This is a genomic window from Chitinophaga sp., from assembly GCF_039596455.1.
GTDB lineage: Bacteria > Bacteroidota > Bacteroidia > Chitinophagales > Chitinophagaceae > Chitinophaga.
Genome location: NZ_JBCNJR010000012.1, coordinates 66,880 through 92,565 on the forward strand (window position 1 = coordinate 66,880; position 25,686 = coordinate 92,565).

The 25,686-nt window shown below is 52.6% G+C and carries 13 protein-coding genes; 6 read left to right on the top strand and 7 right to left on the bottom strand.

Going from position 1 to position 25,686, the window contains the following annotated elements; all coding sequences use genetic code 11:
- The first annotated feature begins 3 nt into the window (after positions 1-3).
- The 3 genes from ABDW36_RS24835 to ABDW36_RS24845 all read left to right on the top strand — a co-directional run bounded on the left by ABDW36_RS24835 (position 4) and on the right by ABDW36_RS24845 (position 5,954).
- The gene (locus ABDW36_RS24835; protein ID WP_343704642.1) at positions 4-537 is read left to right on the top strand and encodes a DUF192 domain-containing protein; all 534 of its coding nucleotides are present in this window, start codon (positions 4-6) and stop codon (positions 535-537) included.
- A 631-nt stretch (positions 538-1,168) separates the two neighbouring features.
- Entirely contained in the window at positions 1,169-4,411 is a 3,243-nt protein-coding gene (locus ABDW36_RS24840) for a SusC/RagA family TonB-linked outer membrane protein (RefSeq protein ID WP_343704643.1), read from the top strand.
- Positions 4,412-4,427: 16 nt separating this feature from the next.
- Positions 4,428-5,954 carry a RagB/SusD family nutrient uptake outer membrane protein gene (locus ABDW36_RS24845; RefSeq protein ID WP_343704644.1) on the top strand — a complete coding sequence of 509 codons (1,527 nt, stop codon included), beginning with the start codon at positions 4,428-4,430 and terminating at the stop codon, positions 5,952-5,954.
- A gap of 105 nt (positions 5,955-6,059) precedes the next feature.
- Here ABDW36_RS24845 and ABDW36_RS24850 read toward each other — a convergent pair whose 3' ends face one another.
- The 3 genes from ABDW36_RS24850 to smc all read right to left on the bottom strand — a co-directional run bounded on the left by ABDW36_RS24850 (position 6,060) and on the right by smc (position 13,610).
- Complete coding sequence (locus ABDW36_RS24850) at positions 6,060-8,330, bottom strand: c-type cytochrome (RefSeq protein WP_343704645.1); 2,271 nt, start codon at positions 8,328-8,330, stop codon at positions 6,060-6,062.
- A gap of 143 nt (positions 8,331-8,473) precedes the next feature.
- Entirely contained in the window at positions 8,474-9,937 is a 1,464-nt protein-coding gene (locus ABDW36_RS24855; protein ID WP_343704646.1) for an MFS transporter, read from the bottom strand.
- Positions 9,938-10,079: 142 nt separating this feature from the next.
- Positions 10,080-13,610: a chromosome segregation protein SMC gene (smc, locus tag ABDW36_RS24860; RefSeq protein WP_343704647.1), complete on the bottom strand. Its 3,531-nt coding sequence runs from the start codon at positions 13,608-13,610 to the stop codon at positions 10,080-10,082.
- A 309-nt stretch (positions 13,611-13,919) separates the two neighbouring features.
- On the opposite strand from smc, the gene ABDW36_RS24865 reads away from it, so the two are divergent.
- Positions 13,920-16,154, top strand: a complete 2,235-nt coding sequence (locus ABDW36_RS24865; protein ID WP_343704648.1) for an FUSC family membrane protein — start codon at positions 13,920-13,922, stop codon at positions 16,152-16,154.
- Positions 16,155-16,172: 18 nt separating this feature from the next.
- Here ABDW36_RS24865 and bshC read toward each other — a convergent pair whose 3' ends face one another.
- Entirely contained in the window at positions 16,173-17,786 is a 1,614-nt protein-coding gene (gene bshC / locus ABDW36_RS24870) for a bacillithiol biosynthesis cysteine-adding enzyme BshC (RefSeq protein WP_343704649.1), read from the bottom strand.
- A gap of 241 nt (positions 17,787-18,027) precedes the next feature.
- Here bshC and ABDW36_RS24875 point away from each other — a divergent pair, with 241 nt between their 5' ends.
- A complete protein-coding gene (locus ABDW36_RS24875) occupies positions 18,028-20,313 on the top strand; it encodes a glycosyltransferase family 4 protein (RefSeq protein ID WP_343704650.1) in 2,286 nt (761 codons plus the stop codon).
- Positions 20,314-20,321: 8 nt separating this feature from the next.
- A complete protein-coding gene (locus tag ABDW36_RS24880) occupies positions 20,322-21,347 on the top strand; it encodes a glycosyltransferase family 4 protein (protein ID WP_343704651.1) in 1,026 nt (341 codons plus the stop codon).
- On the opposite strand, the gene ABDW36_RS24885 is transcribed toward ABDW36_RS24880, so the two are convergent.
- From ABDW36_RS24885 to ABDW36_RS24895, 3 genes are read right to left on the bottom strand one after another with little or no spacing between them, the layout of a single operon-like run.
- Positions 21,334-22,797 carry a glycoside hydrolase family 130 protein gene (locus tag ABDW36_RS24885; RefSeq protein WP_343704652.1) on the bottom strand — a complete coding sequence of 488 codons (1,464 nt, stop codon included), beginning with the start codon at positions 22,795-22,797 and terminating at the stop codon, positions 21,334-21,336. The two genes, ABDW36_RS24880 and ABDW36_RS24885, sit on opposite strands and share 14 nt — an antisense overlap.
- Positions 22,798-22,822: 25 nt before the next feature.
- Positions 22,823-24,100 (bottom strand): glucose-1-phosphate adenylyltransferase, encoded by a 1,278-nt coding sequence (locus ABDW36_RS24890; protein WP_343704653.1) that lies wholly within the window; start codon positions 24,098-24,100, stop codon positions 22,823-22,825.
- Between the two features lie 11 nt (positions 24,101-24,111).
- Positions 24,112-25,527, bottom strand: a complete 1,416-nt coding sequence (locus tag ABDW36_RS24895; RefSeq protein ID WP_343704654.1) for a glycogen synthase — start codon at positions 25,525-25,527, stop codon at positions 24,112-24,114.
- Between the last annotated feature and the right edge of the window lie 159 nt (positions 25,528-25,686).

Genomic DNA, 25,686 nt, shown 5'->3' on the forward strand with positions numbered 1-25,686 from the left:
ATTATGAATGTCAAGATCATGCTGGCCCTCTTCGCAAGCCTGTACGTTTCTTCCTGTCAAAACCAGCCTAACCGCCAGCCTGCCGGCAATGCAGACACAGCTGCCGTTGTGAGCACCACCCCTGCCGCTCCCGCCGGCGATGGGCCAGCCTTCCGGAAAGAAGGCGTGCTCTCCTTCATCAGCAAGGAAAAAGGCGATACCATCAGCACCATCAGCATAGAAATTGCAGAAACAGACGATGAAAGGGCCCGCGGCCTCATGGACCGCAAAAGCATGGCAGACTCACTGGGCATGCTCTTCATTTTTCCCGCCCCGGAAGAGCAGAGCTTCTGGATGAAGAACACCTATATTTCGCTTGATATCCTGTATGTGGATGAGAACTTCGAGATCGTGTCCATCCAGAAATACGCCACGCCCCTCTCAGAAGAAAGCCTGCCTTCTTTCAAAAAGGCGCAGTATGTGGTGGAGGTGAATGCGGGGTATGTAGACAAGAAGAAGATCAAGTACGGGGATAAGATTGTTTTCAGGAAGGATTAATCCCTTAGCCTCTAGGCTGGCAGCATAAAAGCAGTTGCTCCCATCAATATGAACTTTAATAACCGGTACGCCCCTACGCTCCTTCTCTTTTATGACACATAGTTCGTTTACCGGTTTCGCAAATAATCACTGTTCAAATAAATAGATCATTTTATAAATACATATTTAAATTAAAATTCAAGGAATTACATAATTAATAATCCTGAAGGATATGCAGATAGTGGCCATCCATAATTTTTTTTTATGGCTGAAACAAATAAACCTTTATCTTTACGCCATATATCAGTTACAACGTACCGCAAATTATACTATGAGATAACAAACAGAATCTGAATCGTATAAACAAATCTGAATCGAAGTCCGGTAGCTTGCCGTGTCTGAGAGTTACATTAAATTTATTTACATCAAAATCTATTTAGTTATATGCTTTAGAGCCTTGCCGGATCGACAGTAAGCGATTATTCCCTGACCCGATCTCTTCTCCTAAAGTCTATACTGAATCCATCCAAGTTTTAACCTGTTCTTTAGCGGAAATTGTAGGCCCATAGCCTGCCTGTACCTGAATCTAAATCTTAAGTCCAAATAGTAAGTCTTTGGGTCGAGTTTTTTTATATTTAAAATCTAAATCTACATGAGAAAAAAGTTACTTGGTTTTTTCTTGTTGACTCTGCTGCAGGTAACTGTAGTATTTGGTCAGGACAAAAGAATTACGGGTAGAGTTACGAACTCTCTGGATGGAACGCCCATACCCGGCGTATCCGTAATTATTCAGGGTACCACTACCGGTACCCAAACCGATGCCGATGGCCGGTACATCATCAAAGCCCCCGGCGGCAGCGTGTTATTGTTCCGTTCAATCGGGTTTGGCACTAAAACCGTTACAGTAGGAGACGCAACCTCCGTAGACATTGGCCTGGAGGCTACTACAGACGAGCTGAGTGAGGTAGTGGTAGTAGCCTACGGCAAGGTGAAAAAGGAATCCATTACAGGGTCTGTAACTTCGGTAGCGGCCAAGGATATTGAGAAGCGGCCCATCACCAACGTAATGGGTGCACTGGAAGGTAGTGCCGCCGGTATCCAGGTAAACAACACCACTGGTCAGCCCGGCTCGGAGCCTACCATCCGCATACGCGGTACAACCTCTATAAATGGAGATAATTCACCGCTGTATATCATTGATGGGGTCTTTTTTGGTGGTAATATTTCAGACCTTAATCCCAATGACATTGCCAGCATCTCCGTGTTGAAAGACGCGGCGGCTTCCGCTCTTTACGGGAACAGGGCTTCCAATGGCGTGATCATTATAACCACCAAGCGTGCCAGCAAGTCCGGCGATGCAGGCATTACCGTGGTAGCCAACCAGGGCATTTACAGCCGTGGCGTCAAGGAATATAATGTAATGAACCAACAGGAGTTTATGGAGACCATGTGGAAAGGCTACCGTAATTCCCTTATGACCAACAACCCTGCTACCTATCCCAACAAGGAAGTAGCCGGGGCCAAAGCAACGGAAAGCCTGATAGACAACTACCTGACATTAAACATCTACGATAAACCCAATGACCAGTTGTTCGATGCTAACGGCAAGTTAGTGGCCGATGCCAGGATCAGGCCTGGGTACCTGGACGATCTGAACTGGTTCAACGATATTGAAACACAGGGCCACCGCCAGGACTATTCCATCAGCGGCCGTTCCAATAGCAACAAGAGTAGCCTGTACTACTCTGTAGGCTACCTGGACGAAAAGGGTTATCTGAAAGGCTCGAATTATAAAAGATTTACCGGGCGCGTTAATGCAGACCTTCAGGCTAAAGACTGGCTGAAGTATGGCTTTAACCTGTCAGGTTCTCATCAGCAGTCTGACCGCCTGCCTGGTGGTACCGGCAGTGCAGGCTCTATTGTAAGCCCCTTCAATTTTGCAAGGAGCGCCGCTCCGATCTACCCTGTTCACCTGCACGACCCGGCCACTGGCGAATATGTGCTGGATGAGGAGGGACAGAAACGTTATGATGACGGATCGAACACGAGGAGTTGGTTGCCAGGCCGCAATGCTATCTGGGAAAACGAATTGAACAAGGATAAAGTTTACCGGAATACGATTAACGGCCAGGTGTATTTTGACATAAAGTTCCTGAAAGATTTTACCTTCTCTGTTAAAGGCGACCTGAATCTCCGCAACAGTGATAACCATACCTACTCCAATGCCGTTATAGGCGATGGGCAAGGCAATAAAGGCCGTGCAGAGCGGAACAACTACCGTTACATGAACTATACGGCCCAGCAGTTGCTTACCTGGGCAAGGGCCTTTAACCAGCACAATGTGGATGTGATGATAGGCCATGAGAACTTTTATGATAATTACAATTACCTTAATGGCTATAAAACCAACGAAACTTTCGCCAACCAACTGGAGTTGATCAACTTCACCGCTATTACCCGCCTAACGGACTACCAGCACAACTACCGCACTGAAGGGTATTTTGCCCGCGCCCGTTACAACTATGATGAGAAGTATTACATCGACGGTTCCATCAGGAGAGACGGTACATCCCGTTTTTCCAAAGATGCCCGGTGGGGTACCTTCTTTTCGCTGGGCGGCAGCTGGTTGATCTCAAAAGAAGACTTCTTCCAGCCCATCTCGCATGTGGTGAATTATGCTAAACTGCGTGCGTCTTACGGTGAAGTAGGCAATGATGCCGGCGTAGGTTCAACGGTACTGTATCCTTATATGGCACTCTATACCCTGGGCCAGAATGCGAACGTGGCTGCTCTTTACAAGTCTCAGCTCTCGGCTTTAGCGCTGCATTGGGAAACATCTTCGTCTGTAACCGCAGCTCTGGAAACCCGCCTGTTCAACAGAGCCAACCTGACGGTTGAGTATTTTGACAAACGTTCACAGAATCTCCTGCTTGATGTGAACCTGCCGCTGTCTGCCGGTGCTACATCTACCTCAGAGGCTGCTGCTATTATAAGGCAGAATGTAGGCTCTGTATCCAACAAGGGCCTGGAAGTGTCTTTGGACGTAGATGTAGTGAAAACAAAAGACTGGACATGGAACGTTGGCGCTCATGCTACCTGGATGAAGAACGAGATCGTTCGTTTGTCTGAACAGAACAAGAACGGCATCATTGACGGCAACTATAAATACACAGTGGGTCACGGTATCTATGACTGGTGGACCTACCAGTTTGCGGGTGTAGACCAGATGACCGGAAATTCTCTGTATGTATTAGATTCCGACACTTATAAACCCGATGCAACTACGGGTGAGCACCTGAAATACCTGGTAAATATCAACGGCACCTACTATACTACTTATCACACATATGCAAAACGTGATTTTGTAGGCAGCCCCATGCCGAAAATGTTCGGAGGCATCAGTACGGCACTGACTTATAAAAACTTTTCACTGTCTGCTCTCATGACTTATGCTACTGAATTCAAAATCTATGACGATTCTTACCTGGACCTGAGAACGATGAGCGGCACGCCCGAATCTATGCACAAAGACCTGCTGCGTGCATGGGATGGCGTTCCTGCCGGCATGACCGAAACCTCACCCAACCGTATAGATCCGAAAGGTATTCCTGTGGTAGACTTTGCGAGGAGCCAGTACAACAACGTAATGTCTTCACAATTCCTGCAGAACGGCTCCTACCTGGTGATCAAGAATATTTCGCTCACTTATAATCTGCCTTCTTCCCTGCTGAACAAGATCGATATCAGCTCTGTAAGGCTAAATGCAGGAGTGGAAAACCTGGCTACTTTCACTAAACTGCGGGGCATGAACCCTCAACAACAGTTTAACGGCAGAAGCGTAAACGCCTGGGTAACACCCCGTGTGGTATCATTCGGAGTAACCGTTGGTTTATAACAAAAACTAAAAAAACATGAAAAAAATTGTCAATATAGGTATACTATCTGCTGCATTGCTTGCAACCTCCTGCAGCAAAGACTATCTTGAAACCAAGCCCACAGATCAGGTAGGCGAGGTAACTGCTTTCGAGACAACCGCCAATGCCAAACTGGTAGTGAACGGCCTTGCCAAAATGATGACCCAGCAATACCTTGGATCCCAGGGCTTTAACGGCGAAGGCACCATCAAGATGTATTATGGCAACTATCCCGGAAATCATTTCTTTGTGAACCTTCCAGGCTGGGCAGCCATTATCAACAGTACCTTCAACGAAAACGTAACCAGTATCTATCTGTATTACCCCTGGTACTATTATTACAAGATCATTGGTAACGCCAATGCTGTGATCAATAAAATAGATGCCGCTTCAGGCCCTGAATCAGAGAAGAAGTTCATCAAGGCGCAGGCCCTAAGCTTCCGAGCCTACTGCTATTTTATGTTATCACAACTATACGGTAACAGGTGGGCAGATTCCAACAACGGGGCTACCGGGGGTGTGGTACTGAGGCTCGATGAGTCTACCGGAGACTTGCCTTTGTCTACCCTCGGAGAAACCTACAAACGGATATATGACGATCTGGACGAGGCCATTAAATTATTTACCGAGTCTGGAAAAACCCGCGAGAAGAACCATGAAATGAACATCAACGTGGCACATGCCATCTACGCCCGTGCAGCACTCACCCGTCAGGACTACCCTGCCGCGGAAGATCATGCCGTAAAAGCGAGAGCAAGCTTCCCCCTGATGTCCGTAGCAGACTACAAAGCAGGCTTTTCTACACCCAATTCAGAATGGATATGGAGCACTTATGGCGCGTCTGATGAAACGTTGTATTTCTACTCTTACCAGGCGTATATTGCTTACAACTCGACAGCCTCTGCTGTAAGAACATATCCCAAATGTATCAGCCGCGAGCTGTATAACAAGATACCTGCTACAGACATCCGCCGCGGGTTGTTCCTTGACCCAGCCGGCGACACTTACAATACTAACACCGGTTTGGCCGGCACGGCTTTAAAAGCCAGGGCTTTCCAGTTGTTCCCGGCTCTTGATCCGGCAGCTGCCGCATACGCTTATATGCAATTCAAGGTAAAGGCTAACGATATGCCCGGTGTAGGCCACCTGAATCACTTCCGCTCCTCGGAAATGTACCTGATAGAAGCTGAAGCCAAATATTTCCAGAACAAGCCGGCTACTGAAATTCAACAACTGCTGGTAAGCCTCACCAATGGTTCCGGCCGCGATGCAAGCTACACTTGCACCAAGACCGGTACTGATTTGCTGAACGAAATCAAGACCTACCGTGCAATTGAACTTTGGGGTGAAGGTTTCGACTGGTTTGATATGAAACGCTGGAATGATCCGATAGTACGCAAGGCATATGCTAACGGCGGCAACTTCATTCCGGACCTCGCAAAAACCATACAGCCTTCCGAGAATAACAAATGGACCTGGAAAATTCCGTTGAGGGAATCTGATTACAACGGAGCCCTGGAATAAACGAAGAATTACAGTCTTATAGAAATGCCGCCTTAGCACGTTGCTAAGGCGGCATTTTTTATGAGCATCAACGACGCATAGCGGCATTGGCTGATATATCTTTCTCTATTTCAACTCCTCCATCGTAAAGGATTTCTCCCTCCCCTTGTACTTCTGCTTCACCAGCTGAATATCTTTCTCCGTCACCTTCTCCGCCTTATTCCCCCACGCATTCCGGATGAAACTCAGCAACTGGGCTATATCCCCGTCAGAAAACTCATCGTTATTGATAATGCCGGGCATATCACCATTGATCTCCGGGGATTTGTACAGCTTGCCGTTTACTGTTACGGGGCCGGTAAGGCCGTACAGCACAATGGCTATCAGCCTTTCTTTTTTACCGGTTACCAGCTCAGAGTGGTTGAGCGGTGGCGCCAGGGATTGAATGCCTTCGCCGTCTGCGCCATGGCAGGTTTGGCAGATGGTTTTGAAAATGAGGTTGCCGCGGGGGTATTCTTTCAGCAACGCGTCGTCCATGCGGGATTTGCGGCGGTTGGCAATGTCTGACAACACCTTGTCAAGGTGGCGGCGTATTACGAGGTTGGTGTCAGGGTTCCAGGCTTCAATGGCGGAAAGCAGTTCCGCTTCTTTATCTTTTACATTGCTGATCACGGCATCGGCCACTACCCTGTTGTTGGGGTAGCTGCGCCAGGCCTGCTGCAGCAGCCGGGCGGCGGCGGAAGCGTCCTTTTTCTTCAGCGCGGGCAATATGAGGGTAACCACGGGGGCCTGCAGGGAGTCTGCCATCATTTCTTCCAGCACCGCGGCCACTTCTTTGGCGTTGCCGCTGCTCATTACGGCCGGCAACACGGTAATGGCCTGGCTGCGCAGGGCGGCATCGGGCTGCCGCAGCAAGGGCAATACATCTGCCAGGGTCAGCGCATGCAGGCCTTCCAGCGCCCAAAGGGCGTGTATGGCGGCCAGGGGCTGCGCCGCATCGTGCAGCCGTTCCCGCAAGGCAGGCGCCAGTTGCCGGTTTTGCCCGTCTACTATCATTTGCTGCGCCTTGTCACGCACCCATCCGTTGGCATGGAGGAGGTACGGCACCAGGTCTCCGGTAATTTTCACGGGACCGGGATTTACACCGGTGGGCACCACCCGGTAAATGCGGCCGCAGTTCAGCGGCTGGGTGAGGTCTCTTGCTCCTATTTCGTTTTTCAGGTAAGGCGTAAGGTAGGTTTTATGCTGAATGATGCCGCGGTACATATCCAGCACATACATGGCCCCATCCGGCCCCAGGTGCAGGTTTACGGGGCGGAAACGCTCGTCCGTGCTGGCCAGGAACTCCCGGCCTTTATATGCCTGGCGGCCCTTCACCTTATACCCCTGGTTTTCCAGTATGTTCCTTTTAATGAGGTTGGCGGAGGGCTCTGCCACGAAGGCGTTGCCTTCAAAGCCATGGCCATAGAGGCCGCCGCGGTAAACCAGCGGGCCGCAGGCAGCGGTGAAGTTCACCAGGCGCAGGCTATCGTCCAGCACCCCTTTCATATAGCCGCGGTTTACGCCCATGTTGGGGCGCAGCGGGTATACCTTGTTATCAGGTACAATGTTTTCATCAAAGCCGTCTACCTTCCGCTGATTGGGGTTGCCTGCCCCCAGGCCCGCGCTGAAATAGTCTCCCAGCAGGTTTTCCGAGTTGTTGTTATAAAACAGCCTGCCGTAGTTGTCTTGCGAAATGCCCCACTGGCCCCGGAAATGCGTGTCTTCTTTCAGCCAGCGGCCGCCGTCAAAGCGGTAACGTTTGTCTGATTTGGCGTTGTAGATCCAGTTGTCCATGGCGCGCACCAGGCCGTTGGGCTGGTGCTCTACGTTGCCGCCTACGGTGTAGAGGGAGTCTACCAATGTTTTTTTGCCGGGGCGGTCCCCGTCAAAAGTATAGTACCAGAGTTTAGGCGGTTCCGCCACCAGAATGCCGTTGCCCACAATGCAGAGGGCGCGCGGCAGCACCAGCGAGTCAAGGAAAACGGTGCGTTTGTCCATGGCCCCGTCTCCGGTGGTATCTTCCAGTATCACGATCTTCCCGTTGCGGGCATCTTCCCCGGTGCCCACTGTATCCGGCATGTAACCGGTCATTTCGGCTACCCAGAGCCGGCCGCGCTCATCGAACGTCATGGCTACGGGCACTACTACCATGGGTTCCGAGGCCACCAGCTGTACGGAAAACCCGTTTTCCACCTGTATTTTGTCGAGAGATTGCGCTGGCGTCAGTACGGGAGATTCCGCGTATTGCTGCCTTATGGCGAGAGAGTCTGTTGTTGCATGTTTCCGCGGGTTGTTGCAGGCACTGATCATTAAACCTGTAAACGCCCCTGCAATCAATAATCTGCCAGTATTCATAGACCTGGAATGCAGTTTTTGGAATCGATTGAAAATAGGCATTAAAATACTATCCCTGATGCTAATTTTCAAATTTGAAGAGGCTAAAATAAGGTGGAGGCGGTGGTTTTATGACGGGCGGCGCAAAAGGTGGAATAGCGGGGCTACAGGAACCGCCTTCTGAACACGCTTTTGAGCTGTGAATACCCGTTCATCAGGCTGCCCGTCAGGAAGTTGTTTTTCAGGTTGTTCCGCATGGTGCTGCGCATAATGCGCACTACATAGTCTTTTTCTACTTCGCCGGTTTCTTTCACCCGGGTCAGCTGCTCTACGGCTATAAGCCCCAGCAGCGCCCCAAACAGGAACAGGAAGTTCCACTCGTGCAGCTCAATGATATGCAGCGTTTTCGTCCACCGGGGGCCGCCCCATTCCGCATCTATCTTCAGGTGCCGCCCGGTGAAATAGTCTGCCAGTATACCGCCCAGCAGTGGCGCCAGGGCTGAAAAGATGGCGGTAATGATATTCTTGGAGCTGAGGTACACAATGGCATCTGCCGTAGGCGCCAGTTTGAGGCCGATGTTGGTGAGCGAAAGGTTGATGCCTGCATTGGCAAAACCCATGACCAGGTGAATAACGGCCAGTAGCAACAGGTTGGGCCATAGTTGTGTGTAGATGCCCACAAAACACCAGCCTACCAGGCAAAGTATATACAGGGGAGCGCCAATGGCAATAATGGTCTTGTTGCTGTACCGGTCTGCAAAGCGGCCCCAGAGCCGGATGGTAAGGATGCTGCTGATCTGGCTGATGATGGTGAGGCCGATGATGTAGGAAAGTCCCAGCCCCATACTTTTCATCATAAATACGGTAAAGAACGGCGAGGCAATGTTTACGGCAAACACCCATGCAGAGTTGAATACCAGGAGCCGCCGGAAGTTGGCATCTTTCAGCGGCCGCATCAGCATACGGAAAATGTTTTCCTTGGGCAGGTACTTCTGCGGCTCCGGCGTACCGGCCAGTATGGTGGTGCCGAGCAGGCCGGCTATGCCGGCGGCAATGAACATATAGCCGTAGGCGTTGAGTTCAAAAGCAGGATGGTAATCCCGCACATAGTCTACCGCCAGGGCCAGCACCAGGCTCAATATGACGTTCATCGTCTGCATGAGGCTGCTGCGCTTGGCGAAGTAGGCGCCCAGTTGTTTTTCCGGCACCAGGTCTTTCATCCAGGAGTTCCAGCTGGCGCCGGCTATGGCGCCCATCAGGTAATAAAAGAAAAGGATGGGGATGATCAGCTCGATGGTTACAATACCGGGCAGCAGCAACGGCAGCAACCCGATGATCACCAGGGGAAAACGGGCCATTAAAGAACAGATAACGGTAATAGCGCGGCGGTTGTTGAAGCGCCTCACCAGCCAGATGGAGATCAGCTGGAACATGTTCACCATGGTGGGCAAAGCTGCTATAAGCCCCAGTTGCAGGTTGTTGGCGCCCAGCAATATGGCCATGGCCACTATAAAGGCGCCGCCGGTCAGCGTAGTCATGGTTTCGGAGAACAGCCCGTCACCGATCACCAGCTTTAGTCCCTTTTTTACATCCTGTTCCGTTAATACTTCCTGGGGCTTCAGGTTCATACCGAAGGTTTTGGAGGATGGGGCAATCTTTGTACCAGCCTGTAAACAAGCGTAGCAATTACCCTGCCGGGAACAAGACGGCTCGTGGCAAGAATGGAGCGGTCAGCAACCGGTAGTAGCCGCGTCAACGCATCCAATCACCTTAATTCAAGCTCCTGAAATCTACCGGCACCAGCTTGCTCACGCCCGGCTCCTGCATGGTAACACCGTAGATCACGTCTACCGCGGCCATGGTTTGTTTGTTGTGGGTAACGATGATGAACTGCGAGTTGTCTGAGAACTTGCGGATCATATTGGTGAATTTGCCCACGTTGGCATCGTCAAGCGGCGCGTCTACTTCATCCAGTATACAGAAGGGAGCGGGTTTGATGAGGTAAATGGCAAACAGCAGCGCGGTGGCCGTGAGGGTCTTTTCTCCCCCGGAAAGCTGGGTGATGGCCGCGGGGCGCTTGCCTTTGGGTTTGGCTATGATCTCAATGCCCGTGTCAGCCAGGTTGGCGGGGTCATTCAGGATCATATCACACTGGTCTTCCTCCGTAAACAGGGCCTTGAACACGCGGATGAAGTTTTCCTTCACCTGGTTGAACGTATCCAGGAACTTCTGGTTGGCAGTGGTTTCCACTTCCTGTATGGTAGCCAGCAGAGACTCCTTGGCGGTTACCAGGTCATTCTTCTGCTCCAGTATGAACTCATAACGTTTTTTCATTTCTGTGTATGCCTCAATGGCCGTGGGGTTGATCTCTCCCATGTTCTCCAGCCGTTTCTTGAGGCGTTCTGCATTGGCCTGCAGGTCTTCCACACTTTGGGAGCCGGTACGCTCTTCGTCCAGTATCTCGTCAAGGTTCACCTTGAACTCCACGCTCAGCCTTTCTTTCATGGAGGCCAGCTGCAGCTTCAGCTCGTTCACCTTGTCTTTGATCTGGTTCAGCTGCTGGTCAAGCATATCTCTTGTTTTCTGCTTGGAACGCAGGGCGCTTTCCAGCTCCTGGAGGTGGTTGCGGAAGTTGTAGTACTCCTGGTCTTTTTCGTTCACCGCTTTCTCTTCTTCCTCCCGGCGGCGGAACAGCTCTACCAGGCCGTCTTCAGACTGCAGCAGGCGGTCTTCCGCGGCGGCAATGTTGCCGGCTGTATCTTCCAGCTGTGTTTTATTGCTGGTAATCTGCAGGTGCAGGTCACTCAGTTGTTTGCGTTTGAACTCCAGCTCCTGCTTCAGCGCCTGTACCTTGCTCTGCTGGCGGGTGTGCTGCAGGTTCTGGTTATTGAACTGCACGCTGGCCTGGTTAAACTGCTGTTCAGCTTCCTGGGCGGCACGGTCTGCGGCCACAATACTGTCATGCAGCGCATGCACCCGGTCATTCAACGTATCCAGCTCATCCCTTACGCTGGAAATGCTTTGTTCATTGGCCTGCAGCGAAGCTTCCATTTCAGCCAGGCGTTTGCTGCCGGTCTCTATCAGGTGGTGGAAGTTCTCTATGCGGTTTTGCAGGCCAAACAGCTGGTTGTTGAGCTGGTTCACCTTTTCGCGCAGGGCGTTGATGTTGTTTTCGTTGAGCTGGCTGTTATAACCCAGCACTTCATCGTGCTTGGCCTGCAGCTGCGCCTTGAGGCCGCTGCACACAGCTTCCAGCGCCCGTATTTCCGCTTCGAGCTTTTCGAGGTTTTTGGCGCGGCCCAACTTCTTGCCTTCGAACAGGCCAACGGAACCGCCGTTCATGCTGTACTTCCCGCGGTGAACGCGGCCGCTTTTTTCGGTGATGAGCACATCCTGGTCAGGCAGCTCGGCAAAGTTGATGGCGGTAACGTCTTCTGCTACGAACACCTTGCCCAGCAGGTAGTTGCCCAGGCCCTTATATTTGTCCTCAATCTCCACCACGTCCAGGGCAGACACGGTGCCGGGCGGCGTAAAAAGGGCGCCTGCCTGGTGGTTGAACTGGTCCAGTATAAAGAAGTTGGCCTTGCCTTTCTTGTGCAGGTCAAGCAGGCGGATGGCCTGGATGGCCTCTTCCGCGTTGTTCACCACATAATAGTTCAGGTAAGGTTCCAGCAGGTTCTCAATACAGGTGCGGTAGTCTTCCCGGCAAAAGAATATATCACTGAGAATGGGCGCCTTGTTGTTCCACTCGTTGTTCTTCTTGAGGAACTTGATGCTTTCCGGGTAGCCTTCCAGGCTGTCTACGAGAGATTTCAGCAGGTCGTATTCGTTCTTCTTCGAGTCCAGCTTCCGGTTCTCGTCTACCAGCGTATCCCGCAGGCCTTCAATTTCTCCCTGGGTGGCCAGTATTTTGCCTTTGGTCTCTTCCTGGAAGCGCACCATTTCGGCCAGCTCTTCCTTTTGCTGCTCCAGCGTTTCCTGGAGGCCGCTCTTTTCTTCTTCCAGCTGCGTGATCTGCGCCTGGCGGTTGGCCTTTTCTTCCTGCAGCTGCTGAATGCTGCGCTGCAGGTTTTGCACGGAGGTATCTGCCACCGCTACTTTCTTTTCCGCCTCAAACTGCTGGCGCTGCCATTGCTGCTGGTCTTTCCGCAGGTTTTCCAGGCCCAGTTTCTTATCGTTAAAATGTGTTTTCTTCTCGTCTACCATTTCCTGCAGGGTTTCCAGCTCGTCCTGCATGGACTCGAACACTTCCTGCTCGTCTGCCACCTGCGTTTCGGTAAAGGCAATGGATTCCGTCAGCCCGTTGAGCTGGCCTTCGGCGTTATTCAGGAAGTCTGAGAGGCTCTTTTCCCTTTCCCGCAGGTAGGTGAGCTGCTGGGTGGCCAGGTTCTTGTCATTCTCCTTGGTGCGGATGGTGGCTACCAGCTCGTTGAAGGAGCGCTGCAGCACCTGCAGCTCCCGTTCCTTGGCCACAAAATGCAGCTTGTCCTGCTCCACGGCCGCTTCGTCTGTAGATATTTCTGCTTCAATGGCAGCCTTGCGGTCTGTTTCCTGCTGCTGCTGGTCCGTCAGGTCCCGGAAGGTGATGTTAAACCCCTCCAGGGCGGCTTTGGCCAGCTCTATGCTGGCTTCTTTGTATTCTTTTTTGATCTCGTAATAGCGCTCGGCTTTTTTGGCCTGGCTTTCGAGGGTTTTGAGGTTGTTGTTGATCTCGAACAGCAGGTCCTCTATCCTGTTGAGGTCTCCTTCTGTAGCGTCCAGCTTGGATTTGGCCTCTTTTTTACGGGTTTTGTAGATGGAAATGCCGGCGGCCTGCTCCAGCATGCGGCGGCGGCTGTTTTCCTTGTCCTTGATGATATCGTCCACCATCCCCAGCTCAATAATAGCGTAAGAGTCTGTGCTCACGCCGGTATCCATGAAGAGGTTGTGGATGTCTTTGAGGCGGCAGGCCACATCATTGAGGCGGTATTCACTATCGCCGTTCTTGTAAAATTTACGTGTAATGGTCACCGTGGTAAATTCGGTGGGCAGTACGTTCTTGGTATTTTCGAAAGTGAGGCTCACTTCGGCCATGCCGCTGGCCGAGCGGGTACGGGAGCCGTTGAACACCAGGCCGGCCTGGTTCTCTGAACGCAGGTTGCTGATCTTGTGCTCGCCTATCACCCACCTGATGGAATCTATGATGTTGCTTTTACCGCAGCCATTGGGGCCGATAACGCCGGTCACCCCTTCATCAAAGTGCAGCACGGTTTTATCCGCAAAACTTTTAAACCCTTTAATTTCCAGTGTTTTTAAACGCACAGCTTCGAATTACGATTTTTTCAAATTCTTTGTTACGGGGTGGCACCCCCTGATGCCGGGGCCATTTTCCGGGCGCCAAAGATAAACGAAATAAGTTGATATGGCAGTAGGTCTCAGATATGGCCGCACACTGCATTCTATGGTAAATTAAAGGAGAACACATAATATTTACTATTTACTTATACACACCTGGGGATAATTTATCCACTTCCTTTTTATAATCAACTGATTTTCATATATTAACATGATTTGTTTCGATTATTGCTTGATTATCACAAAGCTGCCTTGTAAATTGTAATTTTGCGCCTAATGCAAGATCGTTGGTTCAAAGAAGCGAAAGCCTTTATTTTCAGTTATCATTTCAGCAACGGACTTCGTACCACCCTGAGTGTTGTTGTCCCCTCCGTTATTTTTGCCGCTATTGGCCACCTCAACACCGGCATTGCCATTTCTATGGGCGCCCTGTGTACCGCCCTGGCAGACGTGCCGGGCACCATCCTGCACAAGCGCAACGGCTTGCTCATCAGCACTGTACTGATCTTCCTTACCGCCCTGGGCACGGGCCTGCTGCTGCCCTATACGGCCCTGCTCACACTCTGGGTAGGCCTTTGCAGCGTTTTTTACAGCATGCTGCTCATTTACGGCAACCGTGGCGGCAACATCGGCATCGGCGGGCTCATTATTATGGTGAGCATTATGGCGGAAAGCTACGTCAGCTGGCAGCTGGCCGTACAGGTGGCCCTGCTCACCCTCAGCGGCAGCATCTGGTACGCCCTGCTGGCACTGCTGCTCTGGCAGATACGCCCCTACCTCACCGTGCAGCAGACGCTGGGGGACTGTATCCAGCAAACGGCCCGGTACCTGCGGCAGCGGGCGGATTTTTACAACCCGGCACTGGATATTACAGACAGCTACCGTGACGTGCTGGCCCAGCAGGTGGTGGTGAACGAAAAGCAGGAAGCGGTGCGCGAGCTGCTCCTGAAAATGCGCTCCGCCCAGCAGGGCACCACCAGCATCAGCAAAAGCATGGTGCTCATTTTTCTTGACCTGGTAGACATGTATGAGCAGATCACGGCGTCACAGATAGATTATACCTCCTTGCAACAGCGCTTTGCCGGCACCGGAGTTATTACCTCGCTGCACCATACCATCCTGAAATTTGCGGAAGAGCTGGATAACATCGGCATTGCCGTGTCTGCCAGCCAGCGGTCTATGCCCAAGGTGAACCTGAAGCTGGAGCTGGAAAGGGCCCGCCGGGAATTTAAAGAGTACCAGGCTACCTTGCCCACGTTGAAAGAACGGGCAGACCTCATTCCCTTTGAAAGTATTTTCGACAACCTGCAGAACATTACCCAGCGCATCTACAACATGCACCGGCTCACCCGGCTGGAACGGGTGAAAGATTCCGCTTTCGACCACCAGCTGGAGCTGTCGAAATTCACCACGCGGCAGCGGTACGATATTACCACCTTCCGCAACAACCTTACCTTCAAGTCTCACATCTTCCGCCACGCCATCCGCACCGGCCTGGCCATGATAGCTGGTTTCCTGCTGGGCCATGCGCTGCAGCTGAGCAAAACGTACTGGATACTGCTTACCATTGTGGTGATCATGAAACCCGGTTTCAGCCTCACCAAAACCCGCAGCTACCAGCGTATACTGGGCACCATCATAGGCGCCTTCTTCGCTGCCGGCATTCTCTATCTTACCAAAGACGATACGGTGATATTCTGCGTGATGCTGGTATGCATCCTGGGCGCGTACAGCTTCCAGACCTATCACTACGTTACCAGCGTGGTGTTCATGACGCCTTTCATCATCTTCCTGCTGCATTTCCTGCACCCGGCAGACTTTGACAACGTAACGCAGCGGGTGCTGGATACCATCCTGGGCGGGGGCATTGCCTTTGCCTTCAACTACATTTTCTGGCCCAGCTGGGAGTACCGCTTTTTGCCGGAGTATATCCTGAAGAACATTTCCGCCAACAAACAATATCTCACGCAGGTAATGAACCTGTATACAGACAAGCCTTTCAGCCTCTTTGCGTACAAGCTGGCGCGTAAAGACGTGCATGTTACCACGGCCAACCTCACCGCCGCCTTCCAGCGCATGCTGAGCGAGCCGAGGAGCAAACAGAAATTCGGCTCTGAGCTGTACCACTTTGTGGTGCTGAGCCACTCCCTTTCTTCCCACATTGCGCAGCTGTCTGCCTATGCCCTGCAGCACCAGCTGCAATACAAGCGGCCTGAGTATAAAGACATATTGCTGTACCTGCTCACCGTGATGGACCAGATAGAACAGTTTGTGAGCGTAGGCGTGTTCATCCCCGATATGCAGCTGCCGCCTGCCTTCCAGTCACTGGAAGAGCGGCTGGAGCACCTGCTGCACGTGCGGCAGGAGCAGATCAATAACGGGCAGGGCCATACGGTGGAGAGGGAGGAGATGCTGGAGATCAAACACGTGCGGGACCAGTTCCACGCGCTGCATACGGTGCTGAAAGACATGAAAAAAGCCGCCGTTCACGGGGCGGCTATCACAGATTAGGTTTCCGGAAATGCCATATTATTCTTCCGCTATAATGCAGAACTGGTCTGTAACCGGCTGCAATGCACGCAGCAGGTGGTCAAAAAAGGCGGGGCCGTACTGCGCGTAATAAGGCAGGAAGTTTTCCTTCCGCTCCTGCAGCGTGTTACCCGGAAATAACCGGGCCTTCAACTGGACTATTTGCTCCGCCTGCCATTCAAATTTTTTCTTTTCCGCCCGCAGGAACTTGTGCTCCAGCTTGCCGACAGATTTAACAGCGCGGTTGCGCTCCGCGTTGGTGGTGGCCACCAGCGTTACATCTATGGCCCTGGCCTTTTCTTCCAGCGCGTTGAACAGCTTTTCAATGGCCGCATATTCTTCCCGCAACACCAGTGAGGCGTTGGTATGCTCATGCACAAAGCGGTTTACGAGCAGGCCGGTATCTTCAAACAGCGCTTCCATGGTAATGCCCAGCTTGCGCTGGCGGGCATGCTGCTCCTGGTTGACCCAGAGGAAGGAGTTGCGCAGCAGCAACACCGGGTAAGGCACGCGGTGATGGTGGAAAAGGTCTTTCAGCTCCAGCCAGTAGGCCACTTCTCCCCCGCCGCCAATAAAGGCAATGTTGGGCAGGATGGTTTCCTGCAAGATGCCGCGCAGTATCACATTAGGGCTGAAACGTTCAGGATGTTCATATAGCTCCTGCTTTAGCTCCTCCCCGGAAAATGACAACGATGTGTGTAATATTTTCCACACGTCACCCTCCTTCACAATTCTTTGCCGTATATTTGCATGCAGGTAGAAAAGATTTATTTCCCTGGGGTTAGCCTGCACCTTATAATGTTCTGCCAGTTTTCCGATGGTTTTGCTGACAATAGCTTCAGCGCTTTGCTGAAACAGCTCCTCCTCCATCACCGGAATCAGTTGTTGTTTAAAGGCCGGGTTGTCCGGTATCAGCACTACCAGCCCAAAACGCCCGAAAAGGTCGTTTACCAGGCTTAGCGTAGCCTCCTGTATAGTATCATGGCCCAGGTAGGCCTTCTTCAATATATCAAGCAATTCAGGGCCGTAAGGCGCAAAACCGATGCTGTCCCCTATCTGTGCGATCAGCGTTTCCAGGCCTTTGGTATGCATGCGGCCTACAGCGCCCGTCTGGTCTGTATTCCAGGTCAGCTTGCGGCCGTCCAGGAAAATGGAGCCCAGCTCGTCCAGGTCCGCATCTTCACTGCCCATGTAGTACACGGGCACAAAATGGTTCTCCGGGTGCTCCCGCTGCAGCTCTTGCGCCAGCTTGATGGTCTGGAGGATTTTGTATACGAAGTAAAGGTAACCGGTGAAAATATTGGGCTGATGGGCAGTACAGACCGTGAAGGTGTTAGTGGCCCGCAGCAGCCCGATGTTGGCCCTCACCTCTTCAGATATTTCCAGGTGCTGGTACTGGTGGTAGAGGGCATCTGCCAATATGTCCCGCCGCAGCGGCTGCTCCGCCTTCAGCAGCATGGCCTTTTTGAAGTCAGGCTGCACGGGATGGTATTCGTAAAAAGAGCGCAGCGGCTGGCGGCCTGACAGGAAGTCTGCCACCAGCGGGCTGAAATAGCCCGTGTCTGCAAACGGTATATGATGATAACTGAGTGGCGGCTGTATATTATTGGTCACTAAAATTACAATTTGAATGCACGAAGATAAATCAAATACAAATCGGTACCAGATGAGATAATGAAATTACATATTTCAAACAATCCGATATTACCATTTATCACAATTCGTAGAAAGTCTGCCGCCTTGTCTTTACAGAATTATTGGCAGCGAATTTGCAAATATTAAATATCCTGTGAGCACAATGTGAATGTCCCCTGTTTGTTCCCCGCATTGCTAAATTTTAAAAACAGTTACTCTTATGAAGATTGCGTACATTTCGTCTTACTATCCCCGGGAGTGCGGGATCGCTACGTTCACCGAACATTTGATACGTGCAACGGGCCTCGTGGAAGATGCGCCCGAAGTGAGTGTAATAGCCATGAATGATGAAGGACAGGCTTATGAATACCCTCCTGAAGTTACCTTTACTGTACGCCAGCACAGCATGCAGGATTACCTGGCCGCGGCAGACCACATCAATAACAGTGATACCGACCTGGTAGTGCTGCAGCACGAGTTCGGCATCTTTGGCGGTGAGAGCGGCATCTTCATTCTCTCGCTGCTGGGCAAGCTGAAAGTTCCTTACATTGTTACGTTCCATACGGTATTAAAGGAACCCTCCTTTTTACAGAAAACCATTGTAAAAGAAATATCCCGCCATGCGGCGCGGGTGATTGTGATGAGCAGGCTGGCCACGCGTTTCCTTGACGAGATCTATGATGTGCCGGAAGACAAGGTGATGCTCATCCCGCACGGCGTGCCTGATTTTGAAAAGCTTTCCATCAGCGCAGACGTGTTGCCCGAAGCGCTGCGCAACCGCAAGGTGATCTTCACCTTTGGCCTGCTGAGCCGCAATAAGGGCATAGAAACAGTGATACGTGCGCTGCCCGGTGTAATAGAACGGCATCCGGACGTGCTGTATGTTGTGGCAGGAAAAACACATCCTGCGGTATTACGCCACGCCGGTGAGGAATATCGCAACAGTTTGCAGGAGATGATCAGGGAGAACGGGCTGGATGAACATGTTTTATTTGTAGACCAGTTCCTGACCGAAAACGATCTGTTTGCCTACCTCCGCCACAGCCATGTATACGTAACGCCGTACCTGAGCGAAGCGCAGATCACCAGCGGCACGCTCACCTACGCCCTGGGCGCAGGGGCTGCCGTAGTATCTACCCCGTACTGGTATGCGCAGGAGCTGTTGGAAGATGGCCGCGGCCGCCTTTTCGGCTTCTCCCGCTTTGACGAGCTGGGCAATATACTCACTGAGCTGCTTGACAGCCCGGAAGCGCTGGAAGCCCTGCGCGGCCGCGCATTGGAATATGGCCGGGAATTGCAGTGGAGCCGCATGGGCGCCCGTTATTACCAGCTGGCCAAAAAGATCCGCAACACTCCCCGGCCTGCATCCATCAACAACCCGCGTACCCTGCCTGACCCGTCGTTCCTGCCGCCGCTGAACTTCTCGCATATACGAAGACTGACAGATGATACCGGCATCGTGCAACACGCCAAATACGGCATTCCCAACCTGAAGGAAGGATATTGCGTAGATGATAATGCGCGTGCGCTGATGATGACCGTAATGGCCCACCAGCATCGCAAAAGCAAAGACGCGCCCACGCCGGAGCTGCTGCCCGTGTACCTCAGCTTCATCCATTACATGCAGCGGCCGGACGGTAATTTCAGGAACTTCCTGAGCTTCAGCCGCCAGTACCTTGACGAGATAGGGTCTGAAGACTCTTTCGGCCGCACCGTATGGGCGCTGGGCCACCTGGTGCGTTACGCTCCCAATAATTCTTACCGGGAGTTTGCCATGGAGCTGTTCCACCGCTCGCTGGCACATCTTGACGCGCTAGAGTACCTGCGCGGCCGCGCCAACGCTGCTATTGGCCTTTGCCATTACCTGCAGGCCTACCCTTCAGACGAAGGCATACAGGCCAGGCTGCAATCTCTCGTGCAGCCGCTGGTAGACGCCTGGCATCAAAACCGGGAGGGCAACTGGCAATGGTTCGAGAAAACGATGACGTATGATAACGGCATTCTGCCGCTGGCCCTGCTGCATGCAGCGGAGATCAGCAAGCGGGAAGATTTGAAGGAAGTTGCCCTGCAAAGCCTGGCCTTCCTGGAAACCGTTACCATGAGCCAGGGCTACTTCTGCCCCGTGGGTAACGACGGCTGGCTGTGCGAAGGCAATGACTGCCCGGTGTTTGACCAACAGGCGCTGGAAACCATGGCCATGGTGCTGCTGTACCAGCAGGCTTATACCGTTACGGGCTATGCCGGTTACCTGAAAAAGATGTTCACCTGCTACCGCTGGTTCACCGGTGAGAACGTGCTGCGTGTATCCCTCTACGATACGGAAACGCATGGCTGCTGCGACGGTATTTCCCCGCACGGGCTGAACCGCAACCAGGGCGCGGAAAGCACGCTGGCGTACTTTATTTCTCACCTGGCCGTGCTGCAAAGCTGCGAGGCCATTCCCCGGCAGGAAAAACCCGTTAAAACGGCCATTATTTCCACACCGGTAGTCAGCAAAATCAGTTAACAGGAAAAATGAAGATCGCAATACTCTCACCCGTAGCGTGGCGCACACCGCCCACGCACTACGGGCCCTGGGAGCAAATGGCCTCCAATGTAGCGGAGGGACTGGTAAAAAAAGGCTGGAGCGTAACGCTCTTTGCCACGGCCAACTCCCTTACCGGCGGCAACCTGCAGGCCATTTGCCCTGAGGGATATGAAGAAAACCGGGAGCTGGACGCCAAGGTGATGGAATGCATGCATATCAGCCTGCTGATGGAGCAGGCTGATGAGTATGCCATCATCCATAACCACTTTGACTTTCTGCCCCTCACCTATTCCCGGCTCATCCGCACGCCCATGGTCACCACCATTCACGGCTTCTCTTCCCCGAAGATCATCCCCGTGTACCGGCGCTATAACGATATATGCCACTATGTATCCATCAGCAACGCAGACCGCAGCGCAGACCTGCAGTACGCTGCCACCGTGTACAACGGCATACATCCCGGCAGCTTCAGCTTTAATGACCAGCCGGAAGATTACCTGCTGTTCTTCGGCCGCATCCACCCGCATAAAGGCACGGCAGACGCTATTGACATAGCCCGGCAAACGGGCCACCGCCTCATTATTGCCGGTATTGTACAGGATGCGGCGTATTTCGATGAAAAAGTGAAACCACACATAGATGGTGAACAGGTGCGTTACATAGGCCCCGTAGGCGGTTACGAGCGGGACACGCTCCTGGGCCGCGCCAAAGCCCTGCTGCACCCTATTTACTTTGACGAGCCTTTCGGCCTCAGCGTGGCGGAGGCCATGATGTGCGGCACGCCTGTTATTGCCTATAACCGCGGCTCCATGCCGGAGCTGATACGCCACAGGGAAACGGGCTTCCTGACCGGCGGCCCCGGTGAGGCGGCTGCGTATGTGGGCGCGCTGCAGGACATAGACCGGCACGCCTGCCGGGAGTGGGCCCTGGCGCAGTTCAGCGTGCAGAAAATGGTGGATGATTACGTAAAGGTGTATGAACAGGTCCTCATGAAAACGGTCAGCCTTCCTTGACCTTCTCCAGCAGCTTGTCAAGATGTACCGTGGCGAAGGTAGACGCATAATCTGACAGCCCGTACGGGATGATCAGCTCGTTGCCGTGGATCATGGAGCCGCAGGAGTACAATACGTTGGGCACATAGCCCTCCCTCTCGTCTTTATTGGGAATAAGCAGCGGCTCTTTGAGGCGGCCTATCTCTATCTTCGGATCTTCCAGGTCAAGCAAGGTAGCGCCCAGGCAGTAGGTGCGCATGGGCCCCACGCCGTGTGTGATCACCAGCCAGCCTTCCGGCGTTTCAATGGGCGAGCCGCAGTTGCCGATCTGGACAAACTCCCAGGGGTACTTGGGCGTTTGCAGTATTTCGGGATTTTCCCAGATGTTGATCTTGTCCGAGTACATGATGTAATTGTTGATGCCGTCTATACGGCTCATCATGGCGTAACGCCCGTTGATCTTGCGGGGAAAGAGCGCCAGGTTCTTGTTCTGCGCGCCTTCGCCGTAGAGGGGCATGATCTTGAAATGATAAAAATCCCTCGTCTGCAGCAGCTTGGGCTGAATGGTGATGCCGTCAAACGCCGTGTAGGTGGCGTAATAGGTCACCCCGCTCGTATCTCCCGTATACTTTACAAAGCGGGCATCTTCAATACCCCGGCTTTCCGCTTCGGAATAGGGGAAAATGACCCGGTCAGAGATGTCCGTATCCAGTGAAAAATTGATCTCGTAATAAGAATCCGCCAACCACAGCACGCGCTCCAGGTTGCGCTTCAGCAAATGGTCTACCTGGTAGCGCTGCTGCATGTCACGGATCACTTTTTTGAGCTGCATGTACTCGAACGTATCCGGCAGGCTGTTGCTCACTTCGCGGATCACGGAATCCGGCAGCCGGATGGATACGGCGTTCTGGAAGAACACGTTTTTGTGGTATACCGTATTGCGGATAATATCCGGTTCGTCTACATAATTACCGGCCGGTATGAGCGTAATTTCGTTGTTCTTATTGATGGTGCCGCGGCGGAACACGATGGAAGAAATATGCCCCTCACCTACCGCCCTGAAGCTCAGCACCACTCTTTTTTCCCCTTCTTCCAGCCCGTTCTGGTCAGGGTCTTCTACCATAGACGGGTTAAAGAAGGCGGCAGATTCTATGGAAAATTCGTTGGTATGGAAAGAGCCAATGAGCAGCTTCCTTTTAAGGTCCAGCTCGCTGTAGTCTATCTGCAGGGCCGTAAAGAGATTCTTCAGCTTGTCTGCATGCCGTTCAAAGATGCGGGTAATGTTACGATGCCGTTTGGAGAAATCCCGCAAAATGGGGGTGACGGAAACGTTCACTTCTTCGTCCGTCATTTCCATCACTCTCAGAATAATGCCTTTCGCCCTTGCATCGCCGTTGTAGAAAAACCTCGCCACCACACGTTTGAGATCTGGTGACACCTTGGTGTTATGCCTTTCAATAGATAGCCGCATATCCGGTATTTTTTATTAAGCGTTGTTACCCCAGGCACTGGAAACCATCAGGGAGTATCGCCCCTTTCTTCACAACAACAATGCCATCCTTCACGGTATATTTCTCAAAATCCCCGTCTTCCAGGTGCTTGCCGCCATTGATCCGTACGTCGTTGCCAATGCAGGCGTTCTTGTCAATAATGGCATTGTTGATATAGCAGCGCTCCCCGATGCCAATGGGCGGGCGGCCCTTGCTGCGGGCATTGTTGATCTCGTCAAGCGTCTGGTAAATATCGTTCCCCATCAGGTAGCTGTTGCTGATGGTGGTGCCCTTGCCTATGCGGGTACGGATGCCTACCACGCAGCGCTCCAGGCGGCTGGCGTTAATGATGCAGCCGTCTGCTATCACGGTTTTCTCCAGGGTGGTGCCTGATATTTTGGCCGGCGGCAGCATGCGTGCGCGGGAGAAGATGGTCTTGTGGTCGTCAAAGAGGTTGAACTGCGGAATATCGTCCGTAAGGCCCAGGTTGGCCTCAAAGAAGGAAGAGATGTTCCCGATGTCTGTCCAGTACCCTTCGTACTGAAAACTGAGCACCTTGTGTTCCGTAATGGAATTGGGGATGATCTCCTTGCCGAAGTCTGTAGACTCCGGCTGCCCGTTGAGCAGGTCAAACAGCAGTTGCCGGTTGAAGATGTAAATACCCATAGACGCCAGGTAGATACGCCCTTCCCGTTGCATTTCCGGGCTCACTTCGGAAGACCAGTCCGGCAGCAGCTCCTTTTTCGGCTTTTCGATGAAAGCGGAAATAAAGCTGTTCTCGTCCGTTTTCAGGATGCCGAACTCGGTGGCCTCCCGGCCATGTACCGGGATGGTGGCAATGGAAATATCGGCCCCCTTTTCGATATGATGCTGTATCATTTCCCGGAAGTCCATCTGGTACAGCTGGTCTCCGGAGAGAATGAGCGCGTACTCAAACTCGAAGTTCTCCAGGTGGCGGAGTGTCTGCCGCACAGCGTCTGCCGTTCCCTGGAACCAGGTGGGGTTATCAGGGGTTTGCTCCGCCGCCAGGATGTCTACAAAGGCTTTGCTGAAATGGCTGAAGTGGTAGGTATTTTTGATGTGTTTGTTCAATGAGGCCGAATTGAACTGCGTGAGCACAAAAATGCGGTGCAGATCGGCATTCAGGCAATTGGAAATGGGAATGTCCACCAGCCGGTATTTGCCGGCTACGGGCACAGCCGGTTTGGAGCGGCTGCGGGTCAAGGGATAAAGCCGCGTTCCGGCACCTCCTCCAAGAATAATAGAGATCACTGCGTTCGACATAACGTTACAATTTATTTTAGGCTGGTATACATATTCAGGTACTCCCCGGCCGCTTTATTCCAGGAATGGTCAAGCTGCATCACTGTTTTCCTGATCTTTGAAAATTTGTTCCTGTTGCCGTACAGCTCCAGCGCCCTACCTATGGCATGGGCTACGTCTCCGGGGCTGGCGTGGTAAAAGCGGATGCCGAAGCCTCCTTCGTCGCCAAAGTCCCGGACGGTATCAATGAGGCCGCCGGTAGTGCGTACAATGGGTATGGTGCCGTAGCGCAGGGCGTACATCTGGTTAAGGCCGCAAGGCTCTACCCTGGAAGGCATCAGCAAAAAGTCTGCCCCCGCGTACAGCTGGTGCGAAAGGGTTTCGTTATACCCGATGAACACGTTAAAGTTGTTGCCCGCGTATTGCCGTGCCTGCTGCAGCATCCATTCCGTATGCGCATCCCCGCTGCCCAGCACCAGGAAGTTAAGGCCGTCAGGATGTTCCGCCAGCGTGCGGCCTATTACTTCAGGCAGCAGGTCTGCCCCTTTGTCTCCCACCAGCCGGCCAATGAACACGAACAGCGGCAGCTCCGGGCTGAGGCTGAACGTTTCGCATAAACGAAGTTTGTTGGCCTTCTTGCCTTTGGTCACGTCTTTCACGCTGTAGCGTGCCGCTATCATGTCATCCGCCGCGGGGTCCCACACCTTGTCATCGATCCCGTTCAGGATGCCGGAGGCCTTATGGCGCTCCATGTTCAGCAGGGCCTCCAGGCCGTTGGCGTTGCTGAACAGCTCCTCCATATAGCTGGGAGACACGGTATTGACCCGCCACGCGCATTTGATAGCCGCAGCCAGCGGGTTGATGGCGCCGTTCCAGTCCAGCATGCCGCTTTTCCAGAGGTCGAAAGACGGGATGAGGTAGAGCTTGTCCCAGCCAAACTGGCCCTGGTACTGTGCGTTATGGATGGTCAGTACGGTGGCAATGTGCTGCAGCCGCGCGTACTTGTACCCGAATTTCACCAGGAAGGGGATCAGGCCGGTATGATGGTCGTGGCAATGGATCACGTCCGGCTGGTGCTGCCATTCGTTGAGCCAGTCCAGCACGGCTATCTGGAACCCCAGGAAACGTTCCGTGTCATTGGGGTAGCCGTATACGCCGGCCGTATCCAGCAAACCGGGGATGTCTACCTGGTAGAGGTCAAAGCCCAGTACATTGGTGCTTTCTTTCCAGATGTTGAAGTGGTACCATTCATGCCCCACCCATAAGCCGCCCTGGTGTACGAGGTCAAAAGTGTGTTTTTCCCTGAAGGGGGTATTGTATGCCGGCATCACTACTTTGGCAATGGCGCCCGCCTGCTGCTGGTATTTGGGCAGCGCGCCCGCCACGTCTCCCAATCCGCCTACTTTTGCCGCCGGGTAACATTCCGCGCTAACGTGTAAGATCTCCATACTGTCCTATTCGTTTATAATTTAACCCGGAAAAACGAGAAAAGGAAACGAAAGTAGGAAAAAGTTATTTTTTACGGCGCGGAAGAGCCTGGCGGGCGCCTGCCCGCCGTACAGTTCCTGCATCATGCCGCGGGCTCGGCCAGAAACGCGCGCCGCAGG

What these genes read in the sequence shown, in the direction of transcription:
- ABDW36_RS24835 (WP_343704642.1), top strand. Translation starts at nt 4, where the DNA reads ATGAATGTCAAGATCATGCTGGCCCTCTTCGCAAGCCTGTACGTTTCT.
- ABDW36_RS24840 (WP_343704643.1), top strand. Translation starts at nt 1,169, where the DNA reads ATGAGAAAAAAGTTACTTGGTTTTTTCTTGTTGACTCTGCTGCAGGTA.
- ABDW36_RS24845 (WP_343704644.1), top strand. Translation starts at nt 4,428, where the DNA reads ATGAAAAAAATTGTCAATATAGGTATACTATCTGCTGCATTGCTTGCA.
- ABDW36_RS24850 (WP_343704645.1), bottom strand. Translation starts at nt 8,330, where the DNA reads ATGAATACTGGCAGATTATTGATTGCAGGGGCGTTTACAGGTTTAATG.
- ABDW36_RS24855 (WP_343704646.1), bottom strand. Translation starts at nt 9,937, where the DNA reads ATGAACCTGAAGCCCCAGGAAGTATTAACGGAACAGGATGTAAAAAAG.
- ABDW36_RS24865 (WP_343704648.1), top strand. Translation starts at nt 13,920, where the DNA reads ATGCAAGATCGTTGGTTCAAAGAAGCGAAAGCCTTTATTTTCAGTTAT.
- ABDW36_RS24875 (WP_343704650.1), top strand. Translation starts at nt 18,028, where the DNA reads ATGAAGATTGCGTACATTTCGTCTTACTATCCCCGGGAGTGCGGGATC.
- ABDW36_RS24880 (WP_343704651.1), top strand. Translation starts at nt 20,322, where the DNA reads ATGAAGATCGCAATACTCTCACCCGTAGCGTGGCGCACACCGCCCACG.
- ABDW36_RS24885 (WP_343704652.1), bottom strand. Translation starts at nt 22,797, where the DNA reads ATGCGGCTATCTATTGAAAGGCATAACACCAAGGTGTCACCAGATCTC.
- ABDW36_RS24890 (WP_343704653.1), bottom strand. Translation starts at nt 24,100, where the DNA reads ATGTCGAACGCAGTGATCTCTATTATTCTTGGAGGAGGTGCCGGAACG.
- ABDW36_RS24895 (WP_343704654.1), bottom strand. Translation starts at nt 25,527, where the DNA reads ATGGAGATCTTACACGTTAGCGCGGAATGTTACCCGGCGGCAAAAGTA.